The 15,394-nt window shown below is 63.1% G+C and carries 18 protein-coding genes; 13 read left to right on the top strand and 5 right to left on the bottom strand.

The window, feature by feature from the left end; genetic code table 11:
* Window positions 1–513: 513 nt before the first annotated feature.
* Entirely contained in the window at window positions 514–1,575 is a 1,062-nt protein-coding gene (locus ACU8YE_RS15435) for an SDR family oxidoreductase (protein ID WP_446929086.1), read from the bottom strand.
* Between the two features lie 112 nt (window positions 1,576–1,687).
* Between ACU8YE_RS15435 and ACU8YE_RS15440 the strand changes: the two genes are divergently transcribed.
* Both ACU8YE_RS15440 and ACU8YE_RS15445 read left to right on the top strand, forming a co-directional pair.
* Window positions 1,688–2,593 (top strand): LysR family transcriptional regulator, encoded by a 906-nt coding sequence (locus ACU8YE_RS15440; protein ID WP_232039215.1) that lies wholly within the window; start codon window positions 1,688–1,690, stop codon window positions 2,591–2,593.
* A 115-nt stretch (window positions 2,594–2,708) separates the two neighbouring features.
* On the top strand, window positions 2,709–3,653 hold the full coding sequence (locus tag ACU8YE_RS15445; protein WP_092971204.1) for a chemotaxis protein: 945 nt from the start codon (window positions 2,709–2,711) through the stop codon (window positions 3,651–3,653).
* A gap of 45 nt (window positions 3,654–3,698) precedes the next feature.
* On the opposite strand, the gene ACU8YE_RS15450 is transcribed toward ACU8YE_RS15445, so the two are convergent.
* Together ACU8YE_RS15450 and ACU8YE_RS15455 are read right to left on the bottom strand one after the other, a co-directional pair.
* Window positions 3,699–4,211 carry a hypothetical protein gene (locus tag ACU8YE_RS15450; protein WP_414562573.1) on the bottom strand — a complete coding sequence of 171 codons (513 nt, stop codon included), beginning with the start codon at window positions 4,209–4,211 and terminating at the stop codon, window positions 3,699–3,701.
* A gap of 87 nt (window positions 4,212–4,298) precedes the next feature.
* Complete coding sequence (locus tag ACU8YE_RS15455) at window positions 4,299–4,943, bottom strand: TetR/AcrR family transcriptional regulator (protein WP_446929087.1); 645 nt, start codon at window positions 4,941–4,943, stop codon at window positions 4,299–4,301.
* Window positions 4,944–5,082: 139 nt separating this feature from the next.
* On the opposite strand from ACU8YE_RS15455, the gene ACU8YE_RS15460 reads away from it, so the two are divergent.
* From ACU8YE_RS15460 to paaE, 9 genes are all read left to right on the top strand, one after another.
* Entirely contained in the window at window positions 5,083–5,514 is a 432-nt protein-coding gene (locus ACU8YE_RS15460) for a YybH family protein (protein WP_446929088.1), read from the top strand.
* Between the two features lie 73 nt (window positions 5,515–5,587).
* Window positions 5,588–6,019: a VOC family protein gene (locus ACU8YE_RS15465; protein WP_232039219.1), complete on the top strand. Its 432-nt coding sequence runs from the start codon at window positions 5,588–5,590 to the stop codon at window positions 6,017–6,019.
* Between the two features lie 236 nt (window positions 6,020–6,255).
* The gene (locus tag ACU8YE_RS15470) at window positions 6,256–6,408 is read left to right on the top strand and encodes a hypothetical protein (RefSeq protein WP_232039220.1); all 153 of its coding nucleotides are present in this window, start codon (window positions 6,256–6,258) and stop codon (window positions 6,406–6,408) included.
* Between the two features lie 40 nt (window positions 6,409–6,448).
* Complete coding sequence (locus tag ACU8YE_RS15475; protein ID WP_232039221.1) at window positions 6,449–7,897, top strand: DHA2 family efflux MFS transporter permease subunit; 1,449 nt, start codon at window positions 6,449–6,451, stop codon at window positions 7,895–7,897.
* A gap of 163 nt (window positions 7,898–8,060) precedes the next feature.
* The gene (gene paaA / locus ACU8YE_RS15480; RefSeq protein WP_316871649.1) at window positions 8,061–9,080 is read left to right on the top strand and encodes a 1,2-phenylacetyl-CoA epoxidase subunit PaaA; all 1,020 of its coding nucleotides are present in this window, start codon (window positions 8,061–8,063) and stop codon (window positions 9,078–9,080) included.
* Between the two features lie 17 nt (window positions 9,081–9,097).
* Window positions 9,098–9,385 (top strand): 1,2-phenylacetyl-CoA epoxidase subunit PaaB, encoded by a 288-nt coding sequence (gene paaB / locus ACU8YE_RS15485; RefSeq protein WP_004635034.1) that lies wholly within the window; start codon window positions 9,098–9,100, stop codon window positions 9,383–9,385.
* A gap of 9 nt (window positions 9,386–9,394) precedes the next feature.
* Window positions 9,395–10,195 (top strand): 1,2-phenylacetyl-CoA epoxidase subunit PaaC, encoded by an 801-nt coding sequence (gene paaC, locus ACU8YE_RS15490; RefSeq protein WP_446929089.1) that lies wholly within the window; start codon window positions 9,395–9,397, stop codon window positions 10,193–10,195.
* Window positions 10,189–10,701: a 1,2-phenylacetyl-CoA epoxidase subunit PaaD gene (gene paaD, locus ACU8YE_RS15495; RefSeq protein ID WP_446929090.1), complete on the top strand. Its 513-nt coding sequence runs from the start codon at window positions 10,189–10,191 to the stop codon at window positions 10,699–10,701. Before paaC ends, paaD begins: the two co-directional genes overlap by 7 nt.
* A 20-nt stretch (window positions 10,702–10,721) precedes the next feature.
* Window positions 10,722–11,822, top strand: a complete 1,101-nt coding sequence (gene paaE, locus ACU8YE_RS15500; RefSeq protein WP_446929091.1) for a 1,2-phenylacetyl-CoA epoxidase subunit PaaE — start codon at window positions 10,722–10,724, stop codon at window positions 11,820–11,822.
* Window positions 11,823–11,825: 3 nt separating this feature from the next.
* Here paaE and ACU8YE_RS15505 read toward each other — a convergent pair whose 3' ends face one another.
* Both ACU8YE_RS15505 and pcaD read right to left on the bottom strand, forming a co-directional pair.
* Window positions 11,826–12,455 (bottom strand): TetR/AcrR family transcriptional regulator, encoded by a 630-nt coding sequence (locus ACU8YE_RS15505; protein WP_316871644.1) that lies wholly within the window; start codon window positions 12,453–12,455, stop codon window positions 11,826–11,828.
* 64 nt (window positions 12,456–12,519) lie between these two features.
* On the bottom strand, window positions 12,520–13,335 hold the full coding sequence (gene pcaD, locus ACU8YE_RS15510; protein ID WP_446929092.1) for a 3-oxoadipate enol-lactonase: 816 nt from the start codon (window positions 13,333–13,335) through the stop codon (window positions 12,520–12,522).
* A gap of 111 nt (window positions 13,336–13,446) precedes the next feature.
* On the opposite strand from pcaD, the gene ACU8YE_RS15515 reads away from it, so the two are divergent.
* Entirely contained in the window at window positions 13,447–14,397 is a 951-nt protein-coding gene (locus tag ACU8YE_RS15515) for a LysR family transcriptional regulator (protein ID WP_446929093.1), read from the top strand.
* A 131-nt stretch (window positions 14,398–14,528) separates the two neighbouring features.
* Window positions 14,529–15,347, top strand: coding sequence for a methyltransferase domain-containing protein (locus ACU8YE_RS15520; protein ID WP_440839650.1), 819 nt, complete (start codon window positions 14,529–14,531; stop codon window positions 15,345–15,347).
* The last annotated feature ends 47 nt before the right edge of the window (window positions 15,348–15,394 follow it).

The raw sequence follows: 15,394 nt of genomic DNA on the forward strand, positions 1-15,394 counted from the left end.
CCGCCATTTGTCTCGAAACGGTCAGCGGCGACAGCGTGAACAGTATTCTCCCGGCTCTGCTAGATTTTCGAGCCGTTTGCGAAGTCACGCACGCTGCTTCGAAGGAGAGCGTATTGCGGCGAACTGAAGGTCACGAAGAGTAAGACGTCAAGACAAAAGCCGGCCATTGGCCGGCTGTTTTTGCCCGTCGGTTTTGCGACCGTTTGAGGACTCGCGCGTTAAGATGCGCCGCGCCGATAAAGCATAACGTGGCCGAACGGGTAAACAACCATAACCTGTCCAAATGGCCACTTTATGCTTAACGGCACAGTTTTGTTGATCCTCAATAAATCATGAGATGGTGGGACGTACAGGATTTGAACCTGCCTGCCTGCGTCGGTAAACCGTCGCCGCTCGACCCATGAGCTACCGTCCCGCCTTCACTATATCGACCCTTCCTGAGGAAACCCGAGTCGGGACATCCCCCTAGCCGGATCGGTCAGTGCATCGTCCCCGAGGAGGCATCCGGACGCTCTACCCCGGAATGATGCTGCGCTGGCGTAAGTCGTCGAAGATGCGCATGAACATCGCCTCCGTCTCCACGTATTCGTGAAAGCCAAAGCGGCGTGCCTTGGAGCCGTCGCCGAACATGTCGTAATCCCACGAGAAGACGAAGTCGGCAAAGCGCCACGAAGACACATCGCGGTAGGGCGTGTTCGCCAGACCATGCTTGGCGATCATGCTCTGCCAGAGCGGCGCCTTGTCGGCCATGACGGTGTCAAGCGACAAGGGCAGCGGTGGGGCGACTTCCAGGTCAAAGTACCGCGCGATCTTGGGCCACATTTCGCTCCAGCGGAATAGGTCACCGTTGTTGATGTTGAAGGCCTGGTTGGCGCAGCGCGCGTCGGTGGCAGCCCACACGGTGGCGCGGGCGAGCAGGCCGGCATCGGTCATTTCCAGCAGGTGGTCGTAAGCGCCGGGTTTCCCGGGAAAGCGCAGCGGCAGGCCCAGTTCTTTCGAGATCGACGCGTACATGGCGATGGCCACGGAAAGGTTCATCGGATTGCCCAGCGCAAAGCCGCCGACCACCGACGGGCGCATTGCCGACCATGTCCACGCCTTGCCCCCCTGTCGTGCTTCCAGGAAGGTCTGCTGATCGAACATGAATTCGGGCGGCATGAAATGCGCATCGGTTTCACGTGCCGGGGTTTTGAACGGCCCGAGGTGGCCGCCGTAAACCTTGTAGCCCTGCATCAGGCTGATGTGCGTGAGATGTGGCGACGCGGCTTCCAAGGCGTCGACCACATTGGTCAGCATGGTGAGGTTGGGCGGCACCAGTTCAGCCCAGGTCGGACGATCCTGAAAGGCGGCGTAGAAGATGTGGGTAACGTCGCCAAGCGCGCGGAGCTTGGCGCGCGTGCCGGCCGCGTCGAGCAGGTCGACGGCCACATGTTGGATGCGCTCAGTGGATTCTCCGCCGCGGCGCGACAGGCCCACGATGTGCCAGTCGTCCAATGTGGCGAGGTGCTCGATCAGGTTGCGGCCGATCACGCCTTGTGCGCCCACGACGAGCGCGACTTTGTTCTGTGCAGTCATGTTGGTGTTGGGTTGAGTCCAACGCAGCAATGGCAATGGCGGCCAGTATGAGAACGATCGAATCTGTGCGATAGACTGCCTGCAAGCACAACATCTATGAATTGAAATCACAATGTCGCGGCTTGATGTCAATCGCTTTGGCGAAATGGAAGTCTTCGTGCGGGTGGTCGAAGAGGGCGGTTTCTCCGCTGCGGCGCGCGCTTGCCGGATGACGCCATCGGCGGTGAGCAAACTGGTCGCGCGGTTGGAAACCCGACTGGGCGCGAGGCTGGTGAACCGTTCCACCCGGCGCTTTCAACTCACGCCCGAGGGCATGGCGTTTTACGAGCGCAGTGTGACGGTACTGGCCGATCTGGAAGAGGCCGAGCGCGAGGCTTCCGCCGGGGCGCAGCCTTCGGGGCGATTACGCATCAATGCGAATGTGCCGGTCGGCACGCATTTGTTGCTGCCGATTGTGCCGGCGTTTCTGGCATGCCATCCGGAGGTGTCGCTCGACATTGCGCTCACGGATCGCGTGGTCGATCTGCTGGAAGACCGCACCGATGTTGCGCTGCGCAGTGGTCCGCTGAAGAGTTCGCGGCTGGTGGCGCGCAAGCTGGGGCAGACGCGCTTGATGGTGGTGGCGTCGCCGGCGTATCTGGCACGCGCGGGCACGCCACGCACGCCGGCTGATTTAGCAAACCACAATTGCCTGGCGTTCAGTTACGTTCGCGCCGGCAACGCCTGGCCCTTTATCAAGCGCGGTCGCCGCACCGAATTCACCCCACACGGCAACACGCAGCTCAGCGATGGCGAGGCGCTGCGCGCCGTAGCGGTCGCTGGCCTGGGTTTGGCGCGCCTGGCCGAGTTTCAGGTGCGCGCCGATCTGGAGGCGGGCCGTCTCGTCCCCGTCCTGGAGGATTACAACCCGGGCGAGACCGAAGACATCCACGCCGTCTATGTCGGTCAGGGAGCGCATCTGCCGGCGCGCGTGCGGGCATTTCTCGATTTTCTGGTCGCGCACGTAAAGGTTGCCTAGGCTTGTGTTTCCCCACGCAGGAAGGGCGCGGTCTTCACATTCGCAAAACCCCTTCAAGTTGCCAAACGCCGTGCCGTTTACCGCCACATAACGTGTGCTTGAACGGGGGAAGACAATGTCGCAGCACGAAGTTGATGAACGGACCAATCTGACAAACAACAACCGTTTTGAACTGTTGCTGTTCCGCCTGGGCGAATCTGCGCGCTCCAATCAGCGCGAAATGTTCGGCATTAACGTGTTCAAGGTGCGCGAGATCATGGTCATGCCGCCCGTGACGCATGTGGCCGATGCCGGCGCCCATATCCTGGGTGCGGTCAATGTGCGCGGCCAGATCATTCCCGTGATCGACCTTGCCAGCGTGATCGGCACCAAGAACGGCAATGCCAATATCCTGCTGATTACCGAATACGCGCGTTCCACCCAGGGCTTTGCGGTGGAAGAGGTGGACGAGATCGTGCGCCTGGAATGGAGCCAGATCTTCCCGGCCGAGGCGAGTGTGGGCAGCAGCAACATCACCAGCCTGGCGCGCCTGGACGGCAACGCCGACAACTCGCGCCTGGCGCAGGTGATCGACGTTGAACAGATCCTGGTGGATGTGTTCCCGACGCGCCGCACCGATCTGGCGCCCGACAATGACGAGCGTCCGATCAAGCTGCCGCCGGGCGCCAAGCTGCTGGTTGCGGATGATTCGGGCCTCGCGCGCTCGCTGATCGCCAATGGCCTGGAGGCGATGGGCACACCATACGTGATGACCAAGAGCGGGCAGGAAGCGTGGGATACGCTGCAGAACATCGCACGCGATGCCGCCCGCGAAGGCAAGACCGTGCGGGACAAGATCGCCCTGGTGCTGACCGATCTGGAAATGCCAGAGATGGATGGCTTTACGCTGACGCGCAAGATCAAGACCGAGCCGGCATTCCAGTCGATTCCGGTGGTGATCCACTCGTCGCTGTCGGGCTCGGCCAACGAAGACCACGTGCGCCGCGTTGGCGCCAACGGCTACGTCGCCAAGTTTGAAGCGAACGAACTCGCGCAGGCCATCGCTTCGGCGCTGGGCTAAACCCTGAAGCCCTGGCGGCGTGCAATGCGCCGCCAGGGCTGTGTATCACTTGCGGCTCTGGTGATCGCCGCCAAGCGGGTCGACGACGATCATGGTGCGATCGAGCACGCCGTTGTCGTCGAAGAGGGCGTTGAAGTGCGCCTGCTGATACCCGAGCACGTACATCCGATATGACCACGCCTCCCGCTTCATCAGAGGGTAGTACTGCGTCGGCTCTTTCGGTGAGCCGAAGCGCTCAAGCACATCGCGTTTGGTCCACACACCAGGGCGTGCCTCGTAGATTTCCTTTTCCGTCAGCATCTGCCGATAGTTGGTAAGCTTGCCGTTGGCATCAAAGTCGGCGGCATAGACTTCGTGCCCCATCGGCTGCTTGGAATAGATCCAGCGGTGCGTGCCGTTTGCCAGTTGATACGTCTCGGTGGGCGCGCCAAAGGTCTCGCGTACGGCACTTTCGGGCTGGCCAATCATCTTTTGTGCTGTCTGGATGGGTGAGAGCGACGCGCATGCGCTCAGCACGAGCGCGGCGGCGCCGATCCATCTGCCTGGTCGCATCTGCATGGTGATTCTCCGGTGTGTGTGGCTTGTGCTGATGGTAAACACTTTGGGTGCGGGCAATATTCCATCGGCCCGCCGGTCCGGCAGTCTCTACAGGCCGTTTTCCACCATTTCGACCACACGCAAGGCGATGGCGCCGGTCTGCTCGGGCGGGCGCCCGCGCAATGGCCCATCAATGATGAGCAGGGCCAGCCCGTGCACTGCCGACCATGCGAGGTATTCGGCACCCGGGCGGCGTTCGGCCGGCAGTACGCCGGCAGCGGTCATCCGGTCCAGCGCCAGGCTCAGCAACTGGAACGGGTTCAGGCCGCTATTGCCGGCCTTGGCGGGGTCCGCGTCGTTTTCTACTTCATCGGGCACCGCAAAGGCTGTGCGAAAGAGGCCGGTTTCCGACTGCGCAAACCGCAGATAACCCACGCCGATGGCGCGTAGCGACGCACGTGCGCGCGCATCCTCGGGCCACGTTGGGTCGATGGCTTCCAACTCCGCTTCCATGGCGCGCGCCAACGCCGCCAATGCTTCTGCCCGGACGGCCTGCAGCAGGTCCTGTCGCCCCGCGAAATGCCGGTAGGCGGCATTCGGCACCACGCCCGCGCGGCGCGTGGCTTCGCGCAGCACGATGGCGTCGGGCCCGCCCGCGCGCGCCAGTTCAATGCCGGCGTCGAGCAACGCACGCCGCAAGTCGCCATGGCGATACGTGGTGCGCACGGGCGGTCGGGGTGGTTCCTGGGTCATGCAATGCAACTCCGCAAGTTCTATGTGGACACCGTCCATTATGTCTGCTACTGTTTGTGGACAGTGTTCACAATTCAACCCTAGGCGCTGCTTCGCAAATTTCCAAGCCTTTATTGCGACAGATCTTTCGGAGGCCAACATGACCCTAGCCACAGCTGCAACGGACGATGCAGCGGAGCTCCGCACGTTGATCGACGCATGGGCTGCCGCCGTCCGCGCCAAGGATATCGACGCCGTCATGCGTCATTACGCGCCCGACGTAGTGGTGTTCGATGTGATGCCGCCGCTGTTCGTCAAAGGTGTGGATGCATACCGCCGCAATTGGCAAAGCTGGTTCGATGCGCTTGAGGGTCAGGCCGATTTCCAGTTCGCCGAGCTGCATCTTGAGGTGAGTGGCGATCTGGCCTATTGCTTCAGCATCAATCGCCTGCGTGCGCGCTATCGCGACGGTGCGAAGCACGATGCACACACGCGCGCCACCGTGTGTTTCCGCAAGCGCGATGGCCGTTGGCAAGTCGTACACGAGCATGCATCGGTGCCGATGCCGGTGCCTGAACCGGCGTGCGGCTGAGCGAGGTTTCCCCCGACCGCGTGGCGCAATGCGCGGCTTTGCAGTCCCCCGAGTCCACCCCCAAGGAGTTGTGATGCAAGTTCAACCGTATCTGTTCTTCGAAGGCCGTTGTGAAGAAGCGCTGGAGTTCTACAAGAAAACGCTCAGCGCCAAGGTCGATGTCGTGATGCGCTACAAGGATGCGCCCAAGGATGCGCAGCCCACTGCCGAGCAATGCGGCGGCGTGGCGCCCCCGCTCGACAAGGTGATGCACGCCGCCTTCCGCGTGGGCGAAACCCAAATTCTGGCGTCCGACGGTATGGCCGGCGGCAAGACGGATTTCAAGGGTTTCGGGTTGTCCGTCAGCGTGCCCGACAACGCCACTGCCGAGCGGACATTCAAGGCACTCGGCGAGGGCGGACAAGTCACGATGCCGATGTCCGAAACGTTTTTCGCCAACGCATTCGGCATGGTGACCGACCGCTTTGGCATCACGTGGATGGTGATCGCGCCCAAGCCGATGTAATTGCTGCAATGCGTGTGCAAGCGGCCACCGGGCGGTGGCCGTGCTACGCAAAATCGTAGGAAGCTTGCCTTGGCGCAGGGCGATGGTCCGGTGCTAGACTGCGCGATCACCGGGGCCTTACCAATATCAACGAAACCACCCCCTTGGTGACGACCAGCTGGTCTGGCGCGACCCTTTGTCTGGCCCACGCAAAGGCGTCCAATTCACGTGCTGCCCCATCTGCCGGAGCGCTCTTCATGCTGAAGATCATTGCGTTGGGCATCGTCGTTGCGATGACCGCTGTGCCGGGCACATCGCCAAGCTGGCGGGCCTTTTTCTGTATGGACGCGATGGCCGGCAAGGGCTTTGAAGCCGGTCTCGCCAACCTTAAATCGGCTGCGCAATTCTGAGCGACATCCAGGCGCAGCAGCCAAGCATAGGAGTGATTCCATGACGCATGGCATCGACGAACGCAAGCGCTGGCTTGCCCTCATCGTGCTCTGTCTGGGCGTGCTGATGATCGTGCTGGATACGACCATCGTGAACGTTGCGCTGCCGTCCATCCAGGCAGACCTGGGCTTTACCGAAACCTCGCTCGTGTGGGTCGTCAACGCCTACATGCTGACCTTCGGCGGCTGCCTGCTGCTGGGTGGTCGGCTGGGCGACCTGTTCGGACATCGCAAGGTGTTCCTGCTCGGGCTCACGCTGTTCACGCTGGCGTCGGCCGCATGCGGGCTCGCGAATTCGCAAGGGCTGCTGATCACGGCGCGCGCCGTGCAGGGGCTGGGCGGCGCGGTGGTGTCGGCGGTGTCGCTGTCGCTCATCATGAATCTGTTCACTTCGCCGGCGGACCGCGCCAAGGCAATGGGCATCTACGGCTTTGTGTGTGCGGGCGGCGGCAGCATCGGCGTTTTGCTCGGTGGCTTGCTGACGAGCACGCTGAGTTGGCACTGGATCTTCTTGGTCAACCTGCCGATTGGTGTGGCGGTATACGCCGCGTGCGTGGCGTTGTTGCCTGCGGGCAAGCCGTTGGCCGACCGTACGAAGCTGGACGTGGCGGGTGCGATTGCCGTGACCGCATCCCTGATGCTGGCGGTGTACGCCGTCGTGCATGGCAACGAAGCCGGTTGGACGTCCACGCAAACGCTAACGCAGTTGGGCATTGCCATCGCGTTGATGATCGCATTCCTGATCATTGAATCGCGCGTGTCGCATCCGTTGATGCCGCTGCACATGTTCGCTCTGCGCAACGTCGCTACGGCCAACGTGGTGGGGGTGTTGTGGGCGGCTGCGATGTTCGCGTGGTTCTTCATCTCGGCGCTGTACATGCAGCGCGTGCTCGGCTACAGCGCCATGCAGGTGGGGCTGGCCTTCCTGCCGGCCAACATCATCATGGCGGTGTTCTCGCTGGGCTTGTCGGCCAAGCTGGTGATGCGCTTCGGCATTCGCGCGCCGCTGTCGTTGGGCTTGCTGGTGGCAGGCATCGGGCTGGTGCTGTTTGCACGGGCGCCTGCCGGCGGCAGCTTTGTGATGGACGTGCTGCCCGGCATGCTGTTGCTGGGCTTGGGCGCCGGTGTGGCGTTCAATCCGGTGCTACTGGCCGCCATGAGTGATGTGGCGCCGGATGAATCGGGCCTGGCGTCCGGCGTGGTCAACACGTCGTTCATGATGGGCGGTGCGTTGGGCCTCGCCATCCTGGCAAGCCTTGCTGCAGCGCGCACCGAAGGCTTGGCCGCGGCAGGCGCCGATGCCACGACGGCGCTCAATGGCGGCTATCACCTCGCGTTCCTGCTAGGGGCAGTTGCCGCGGTACTCGGTTCGGTGCTGGCGGGCGTGTTCGTTCGTACGCGCACACACGGAGCGGCGCAGGGCGAAGCATCTTCGGCAGCGCCAATTTAAGTCGCTGGAAAAGAAGAGAGGGAAGGACGCACCGCATGTCTCAAACGAGGCATGCGGTGAAACCCGTTATTGACCGACCGGTCGGACGGTTTATAATCGATCCATCCAAAACACGGCGCGCATGACGTGCCGTGCACATGCCCAAAAGCGGCCGGAGGATCGCATGTACACCCAAAGCCTCGACCAGCCCGGCGGTCTGCCCACAGAGCAGGAACTGGCCGCCGCCTCCCAAGGCGAAGCCGAGTTGCAGGCGCGCTTTGATGCACGCATCGGGGCCGACCACAAGATCGAGCCGCAAGACTGGATGCCCGCGCCGTACCGCAAGACGCTGCTGCGGCAGATTTCGCAACACGCGCATTCCGAGGTGGTGGGCATGCTGCCCGAGGGCAACTGGATCAGCCGCGCGCCGTCGCTCAAGCGCAAGGCTATCCTCCTGGCCAAAGTGCAGGACGAAGCGGGCCACGGCCTCTATCTCTATTCCGCTGCAGAAACACTCGGCAGCTCACGCGACGAGATGATCGACGCGCTGCACGAGGGGCGCGCAAAGTATTCGTCGATCTTCAATTACCCGACGCTCTCTTGGGCAGACGTGGGCGTGATCGGCTGGCTGGTCGATGGCGCGGCGATCATGAATCAGGTCCCGCTGTGCCGCTGTTCGTATGGCCCATATGCGCGCGCCATGATCCGCATCTGCAAGGAAGAGTCGTTTCACCAGCGTCAGGGCTACGAGTCGTTGTTGACGATGATGGGAGGCACGCAGGCGCAGCGCGACATGGTGCAGGAAGCCGTCAACCGCTGGTGGTTTCCCGTGCTGATGATGTTTGGCCCGCCCGATACCGCATCGCCCAACAGCGCGCAAACCATGGCCTGGGGTATCAAGCGCATCTCGAACGACGACCTGCGGCAGCGGTTTGTTGATGCCACCGTGGAGCAGGCGCGCGTGCTCGGCGTGACGCTGCCCGACCCCGGCCTCACGTGGAACGAAGCCCGCGGCCACTACGATTTCTCGCCGCTCGATTGGTCCGAATTCAAGCGCGTGCTCGATGGCCACGGCCCCTGCAACCGCGAGCGCCTTGCCACCCGCAAACGTGCACACGAAGAAGGCGAGTGGGTGCGCGAAGCCGCGCTCGCCTACGCTCGCAAGCAGGCCGAACGCGCCGCCGCCAACCAACAAGCTGCCTGAACCGGAAGGAGCCCACCATGCATCAACACGAATGGCCGCTGTGGGAAGTGTTCATCCGCAGCAAGCAGGGCCTGGAGCACAAGCACTGCGGCAGCCTGCATGCGGTAGACGCCAAGCAGGCGCTGCAGATGGCGCGCGATGTCTACACGCGCCGGCAGGAAGGCGTCTCGATCTGGGTGGTGCCGTCGGCCGCCATCACTGCCAGCGAACCCGACGACAAGCCGATGCTGTTCGACCCGATGGCCGACAAGATCTATCGCCACCCGACGTTCTATCGGCTGCCCGATGAAGTCAACCACATGTGAGCCGCGGTGATGACTTCTGACGCGCATCTGCAATACATCCTTCGTCTGGCCGACAACGCGCTCATCCTCGGCCAGCGCAACGCGGAATGGACGGGCCATGGCCCCGTGCTGGAAGAAGACATCGCGCTGTCCAACCTGAGTCTTGACCTGATCGGCCAGGCGCGGTTGCTCTACACGCGCGCGGGGCAGATCGAAGGCAGGCTTACCGGTACACCGCGCACCGAGGATGAGTACGCCTACTGGCGTGCGGAGCCCGCTTTCTGCAATTACACGCTGCTGGAGCTGCCGCACGCAGGGCCGATGGTAGCGACCTCGGCAGCCGCGCGCGACTACGCTGTCACCATCGTCCGCCACTTCCTGTACGCGGCATTGATGGTGCCGCTTTGGGAAGCGTTGACGCGTTCGACCGACACTGAACTGGCCGCCATTGCCGCCAAATCGGTGAAGGAGGTGCGTTACCACCTCGCCCATACGCGTGATTGGCTTGTGCGCTTCGGTGATGGCACCGATGAGTCGCATGCGCGGGCCCAAGCCGCGCTCGATTGGCTGATGCCATACACCAACGAAGTCTTCGCCACGGACGATGTTGAAACTGCCGTGGCCGAGGCCGGCATTGGCGTGCGCCCGGCAGACCTGCGTGACGTATGGGAAGCCACCGTGCGTGACGCGCTGGATGAGGCGACGCTGCGTTGGCCGGAGCCTGGCCCGTATGTCAGCACTGGCAAGCACGGCGTGCATTCCGAACATATGGGCTATCTGCTGGCCGAGATGCAGGGGCTGGCGCGCCAGTTCCCGGGGGCATCGTGGTAAGCGAGCGGTTGGCCCGCGCACGTATCGCGCTGGAGGCCGTCACCGACCCGGAGATTCCCGTGGTGACGATTGCCGAGCTTGGCATCCTGCGCGATGTGCAGCTCGACGAGGCCGGCACACTGGTGGCGACGATCACGCCTACGTATTCCGGCTGCCCCGCCATGGAGCAAATTGCCGATGATGTGAGTCGTGCGTTGCAGGCGGCAGACGTGGGTGCGTATCGCGTGCGCTCGGTGCTGTCGCCGGCATGGACGACCGATTGGATTACGACTGAAGGGCGCCGCAAGCTGCGCGACTTTGGTATTGCGCCGCCGGCACATGTGACCGAAGCGGATGGTGCACGCCCGATTCGTCTTACTCGCCCAACGCAGGCCGAGCACATCGCCTGCCCGCAATGCGGATCGCACGATACGGTACTCATCTCCGCCTTCGGTTCGACAGCTTGCAAGGCGCTGTACCGCTGCCGTGCGTGTCGCGAGCCGTTCGACTATTTCAAGCCCTACTAAGCCCCCTGAGCGCGATCGCCATGACTCCGCAATTCCACCCCTTGCGTGTTGCCGAAGTGCGCGGCGAGACGGCCGATACGATTTCCGTGCGCTTTGACGTGCCGAACGATCTGCGTAGCGCATACCGCTTTACGCAAGGCCAGTTCCTGACGCTGCGCGTACCGCCGGGTCAACTGCCCGGACACGAAGAACTGCGGCGCTCGTATTCCATCTGCTGCGCCGTACAGGACTATGACGCGCACGGTGAGTTGCGTGTGGCAGTCAAGCGTGTCGATGCGGGGGTCTTCTCCAACCACTTGCACGACCGCATCCGCGTGGGCCAGACGCTCGATGTGCTGCCGCCAGACGGCCGCTTCTACGTGCCGCTTGCAGCCGACAGCGCCCGCCACTACGTGGCCTTTGCGGCTGGCAGCGGCATCACGCCCATCCTCTCGCTCATCAAGACGACGCTGGCGGCGGAGCCGCAGAGCCGCTTCACGCTGGTCTATGGCAATCGCAGCGTCGACAGCATCATCTTTGGCGAAGCGCTCGAAGATTTGAAAGACCGCTACCTCGATCGCTTCGCCCTGTATCACGTGTTGTCGCGTCAGGCGCAGGAGATCGCGCTGTTCAACGGGCGGCTCGATGGCGCGAAGGTGCAGGCTTTTCTGGACACGCTGATCCCGCCCGACGATATCGATGCTGCCTTCATCTGTGGCCCGTCGACGATGATCGATGCGGTGGAGGCGGCGCTGCTCGAGCGCGGTGTGCCGCGCGAGCGCGTGCATGCCGAGCGCTTTGGCGTGCCGGTGGGCGACGCGACGGCGGTGGCCAAGCCGCGCAAGCATGCCGCCGTGGCGGGCGATGTCGCGCTCACCGTTGTGCTCGATGGCAAATTGCACGAGGTGCCGATGGCGGGCGACGCCAAGGTGCTGGACAGTGCGTTGAGTGCGGGGCTGGATCTGCCCTATGCGTGCAAGGGCGGCGTGTGCTGCACGTGCCGTGCCAAGGTGCTGGAAGGCCGTGTGGAGATGGACAAGAACTTCACCCTGGAAGACTGGGAGATCCAGCAGGGGTTTGTGCTGACCTGCCAGGCGCGGCCGCTCACGCAGCGCGTGGTGGTCAGCTATGACGAGCGTTGAACGTCAGCCTTTCGTGCCGCTCGGGCCAGCCAGCCCGCCCAGGCCGTTCTCCAGCATGTCGATCACCATTTCCGCATAGCCTTCGTACGAGAGCGGTCCGTCAGGTTTGAGCCAGGTGAACGTCCAGTTCATCATGCCGAAGAGCATCATCGTGATGGGCGTGCGGTTGGCTTCATCCACCTTGTCCGGGTAGGCGGCACCAAGTTGCCGCCCCACGGCTGCCACCACGTCCCGCTCGCGCGCGAGCACGATGTCGCGCTGTTCCGGCGCCAGGTATTTCACATCATTGAGCAAGGCCACATGCCGCGTGCGCGACGTGGCGTACTCGGCCAAAAACGTGCGGATCAGCAAATGCAATGTGGCGCGTGCCGAGAGCTTGGCATGGCGCGCGTCGCTCTCGGCGCGTTCAACCAGATCGGCCAGCCGGCGCGTGTAGCGGTCGAGCAGGTCGAAGAGGATGGCCTCCTTGCCTTCGTAGTAGTGATACAGGCGCGATTTCGAGCCGCCGCACGCAGCGGCAAGCTGGTTCATCGACACGCTCGGGTAGCTGTCGGCCGCAAAGGCTTCGGCGGCGGTGTCGAGCACGCTTTCGCGGCGTAGCTCGAATTCGTCTTCGTTCTTGACGCGGGACATGGCTGGCGGCACATCGGTTGGATGGCCGCCATGTTAACCGGCTGCGTTGCGGTGTGTCGATGTATCAAACAGTTTCGAGCACGCCCAGGAAATCCAGCACGGCTTCAAGGAACGCGTCCGGCAACTCCACGTTGGCAAGGTGCACGGTGTCCAGCATGTGCAGTTGCGCTCCTGGAATAGCGGCGGCAATTTCCTCGCCATGGCGGGCAGACGTCACGGTGTCGTGCTGACCGGCAATGACGAGCGTCGGATGCGTGATCAGCGTGATTGTGCGGCGCAGGTCGGCATCGCGCACCGCCGCCCACCCGCCGATGATGCCCTCGCGCGGCGTGGCCAGGAGTGTGCGGCGGAATGGATCAACGGCAGGATCATTCGACTCCAGCATGCGCGCCGGAAACCAGTTGCGCAGGAATGTTTCGGTAGTTGCCTGCATGTCGGGCGCTTGCCGAAGTTCAGCAATGGCGTGATCGAAATACTGCGTCGGGCCGATGTGCGCAGCAGTGTTGGAGAGGATCAGCCGGTCGATGCGCTCCGGCACATGGATCGCCAGCCATTGCGCCACGATGCCGCCCAGCGACAACCCCAGCATATGCACGCGCTGGATGCCCAGCGCATCGAGCAGTTCCACCACGTCACGACCGAGACGATCCATCGAATATGCGCCGGCCGGTGCATCCGAAGCGCCATGACCGCGCGCGTCGTAGCGCAGCACGTGAAAGTGCTCGGCCAGGCGCGGCACGCTCACGTCCCACATGTGCAGGTCGGTGCCGATGGAATTGGACAACAGCAGGACGGGCTTGCCCGCCGCGCCGTCGAAGCGATAGGCGATGCGTGTGCCGTCACCGGTGGTGATGAACGAGAGGTCGTTTCGGGTGGTCACGATGGGCTCCTGAGAAAGACGGTTGAAACGATTGGGATGTCGTCATCCTAGAAGCCGATGAGGTTCGGGGATACTATGAAGTTCTGACGAACTTTGTAGGTTTTGCCGACAATGCAGAACTTCACGCTTCACGAGCTGCAGTGCTTCGATGCGGTGGTGACGGGCGGCAGTTTTCAGGCGGCCGCCGACCGGCTGCATCGTTCGCACCCTTCCGTGTTTGCGGCGGTCGCCAAGCTGGAGGGGCAATTGGGTTTGTGCCTGCTGGACCGTAGCGGCTATCGCGTGCGCTTGACGGAGGCGGGGCGATCATTCCACCGCAAGGTGCAGTCCGTGCTGCGCGAAAGCGATGAACTGCGGACTCATGCAAAGCAGCTGGCGATGGGCGAGGAAGCCGAGCTACGCGTGGTGCTGGGTGACCTGTGCCCGCTGCAGCCCGTGCTGGCATTGCTCAGCCAGTTCTTCGGTCAGTGCCCGCAGACGCGTCTGCAATTGCAGTTTGAGGCCGTCACCGGACCGTGGGAGCGCTTGCTGGAAGACGACACCGACCTGATCGTCCACCGCGTGCCGAAAGGGGATGTGCGCATGGAGTGGATCGACCTGGGCAAGATCGCCATGGTGCCGGTGGTGGCGCCGGGCTTTCTCCCGTTTCCCATCACACCGGCAGTGACGGCACAGCAGATGCAGCGCTTCATGCAGTGCGTCATCAATGATTCGGCGCGGAACCCACCGGAGCAATCCCACTACGTCATCGAAGGGGCGCCGCAGTGCGCCGTGCCCGATCAGTTGATGAAGAAAGAGCTGATCCTCCACGGCATGGCGTGGGGGCATCTGCCGCGGTTCCTGATCGATGCGGAATTGCGCGAAGGGGCATTGCTGTCGATTGCGGGGCGGCATTTTCCTGGCATGGTGCAGGAGCTGGCGGTTGCACGACGGCGGGATCAGCCGCACGGGCCCGTCGCCAATCGGCTGTGGGATTTTCTTGGCGACCACGCACCGTTGCTCAAGCCGGCGTTGGGGCGCATGCCCCGTCAGGCGGGGGCGGCCGTCAGAAAGCGTGCGTAATCCCGCGCCTTGCCGGCTCCTTCATGCCTTGGCAGGCATGTCATCTAGTCGACTTGGCGGAGTGCCCGCCGCGCGGTTCCGGACTATAACCATTCATACCCAAGCATCCTCTTGGGCAAAGGTGGTGAACGATGGCTGCGCATGGCACCGATCAGGTCTTCTCCGGTTCGATTCCCGAGCTGTATGACACGCTGCTGGTCCCGTTGATCTTCGAGCCCTATGCGGTGGACATGGCTGCGCGGGCGGCGGCATGTCAGCCGAAGCGCGTGCTGGAAGTTGCCGCAGGTACCGGAGCAGTGACGCGCGCACTGGCGCGTGCACTACCCGCAACCACGGAGATTGTCGCAACCGACCTGAACCTGCCGATGCTCGATCGCGCGGCCGCCGTGGGCACGGACCGGCCCGTGACATGGCAGCAGGCCGACGCCCAGCAACTGCCGTTTGCCGACGGATCTTTCGATCTGGTGATCTGCCAGTTTGGCGCGATGTTCTTCCCCGACCGGCCCAGGGCCTTTGCTGAGGCGCGTCGTGTGCTGACACCGGGCGGCAAGCTGCTCTTGAGCGTGTGGGGCCGGATTGAAGACAACGACTTTGCAAATGTGGTGACGAAGGCGCTGGTGCAGCGCTTTCCCGAGAATCCGCCCATGTTTCTGGCGCGCACGCCGCATGGCCATTACGACCCGGCGCCGATTCAAGCCGACGCCCGTGCGGGCGGTTTTACCGCAGACGTCATGTACGACGTTGTTGCAGCGCGCAGCCGGGCAGAGACGGCACGCGGGGTGGCCATCGCCTATTGCCAGGGCACACCGGTGCGCGGCGAACTGGAGGCATTCGGCCCCGATGCACTGACCGACGCCACCGAAGTATGTACCGATGCATTGACGGCGCAGTTCGGCCCGGGCCCAGTCGAGGGCAAGATCCAGGCGTTGATGTTCAGCGTGACTGCTTGAGGGGAGCTGCTAGCGGCATCGGCATCGGCATCGCGTTACGCATCGCA

The sequence above is a fragment of the Ralstonia sp. VS2407 genome, assembly GCF_052950655.1.